Genomic DNA, 2,062 nt, shown 5'->3' with positions numbered 1-2,062 from the left:
CCCTTTCGGCGGGAGATCGCGCGGATCGGGGGTTGGCGACCCATGATGGAACTCATCGCCTCGTCCGTTCGGCAGCGGGAACGGCCGGTCTCGCTGCCCAATACCGGCAAGGTCAGCCGAAAGATCAGTCAGCCGCTGGGCTACGAGATGAACGACTTCGCCCTCGCGCTGGATGCGGCCTCGCACGGAGATCATCCCCGCGGATAGAATCGTCCTGCGAAAGCGCTCAAATACCGCCGGCCAGACCACCAAGTTCGCGATGCCGGTCTCGTCCTCCAGGGTAATGAACATGACGCCTTTCGCCGAGCCCGGTCGCTGACGCACGAGCACGATGCCTGCCGCTTCAAGCCAACGACCGTCGCGCGCCTCCATCGCAGCCTGACAGCTGACGATGCGTTTGCGCTGCAAATCCCTTCGCAGGAATGACACGGGGTGATCTCCGAGGGTTAGGCCGACATGCCGGTAATCTTCGACGACGTCGCCTCCCGCGGTCATCGGCCGCAGCGCGATCGCAGGTTCAGGAGCTTTCTCGGCCTGCCCGTCAGCAGCAGCTGCAAATAACGGCAAGGGCTCGTCGCGCAGGACCCGGATGGCCCAAATCGCGTCCCGGCGGGTGAGCCGGAAGGCCGGCCGAAATCCGTCGGCCTCGGCGATGTGCGCCAGGGCGGCGACGGGCACGCGAGCACGGCGCCAGAGATCTTCGACTGAGGAGAAGCTTAAGCTCGCGCGCGCCGTGACGATCGCGGCCGCGTGAGCATTGCACAGGCCCTTGACCATGCGCAGACCGAGGCGGACGGCGAAGCGCATCTCATCGTCCGTCTGCTCCAGTGAACAGTCCCAGCGGGAAGCGTTGGCGCAGACCGGCCGAACCTCGACGCCATGGTCCCGCGCGTCGCGAACGATCTGAGCGGGCGCGTAGAAGCCCATCGGCTGGCTATTCAGCAAAGCGGCGCAAAAGACGTCGGGATGCCAGCATTTGAGCCAAGCCGATGCATAGGCGATCAGGGCAAACGAGGCGGCATGGCTCTCAGGAAAACCATAGCTGCCGAAGCCTTCGAGTTGCCGGAAGGTCTGTTCCGCGAACGGCTGCTTGTAGCCATTGGCGACCATGCCATTCACGAGCTTTTCCTTGAAAGCAGAAACGCCGCCGGTGAACTTGAACGTCGCCATGCTCTTTCGCAGCATGTCGGCTTCGCCGGGCGTGAAGCCGGCGCATTCGATCGCGACCCGCATGGCCTGCTCCTGAAAGAGCGGTACCCCAAGCGTCTTGCCAAGCACCTTTTCCAGTTCCGGTTTTGGATAGTGCACCGGCTCACGCCCCTCACGCCGTCGCAGATAAGGGTGGACCATGTCGCCCTGGATCGGGCCGGGCCGAACGATGGCGACTTGGACGACGAGGTCGTAGTAGGTCCGCGGTTTCAAACGCGGAAGCATCGACATCTGCGCTCGGCTTTCGATTTGAAATGTCCCAAGCGTGTCGGCCTTGCGGATCATCGCGTAGGTCCGAGGATCCTCCGCCGGGATTGAGGCCAGATCGAGCTTAATGCCCTTGTGATCAGCCAGCATGTCGAGGCCCCGCTTCATACAGGTCAGCATGCCGAGTGCGAGCACGTCGACCTTCATGAAGCGCAGGGCGTCGATGTCATCCTTGTCCCACTCGATCACCTGGCGGTCGGCCATGGCAGCCGGTTCGATTGGAACGAGGTCGTCAAGGCGATCATGCGTCAGCACGAACCCGCCCGGGTGCTGGGATAGATGCCGCGGCGCTCCCTGGAGCTGACGGGCGAGATCGAGCGTCAGTCGAAGCCGGCGGTCGGTCAAGTTGAGATTGAGCTCTTCGACATGGCGCTTCTCGACGCCTTCGTCGGACCAGGCCCAGACCTGAGACGACAGCGTCCCGATCAGGTCGTCGGGTAGCCCCAAAGCCTTGCCGACATCGCGCAAGGCGCCCTTGGTCCGGTACCGGATGACGGTCGAACAGAGCGCCGCATGCCCCCGGCCGTAGGTTTCGAACCACCCACGCATTACGATCTCCCGCCCCTCGTGCCCGCAGTCGACGTCC

Annotated in this window: 1 protein-coding gene; it reads right to left on the bottom strand. The window is 63.7% G+C overall.

Annotated features, from left to right (window positions below; translation table 11 throughout):
- Positions 1-2,062 (bottom strand): helix-hairpin-helix domain-containing protein (locus B6S44_RS29210; RefSeq protein WP_248309826.1); only part of this gene is annotated, 2,062 nt, incomplete at both ends.

This window comes from Allobosea sp. Tri-44 (genome assembly GCF_004123845.1).
In the GTDB taxonomy this organism is placed as follows: Bacteria; Pseudomonadota; Alphaproteobacteria; order Rhizobiales; family Beijerinckiaceae; genus Allobosea.
This window is presented reverse-complemented; position numbering and strand designations above follow the sequence as displayed.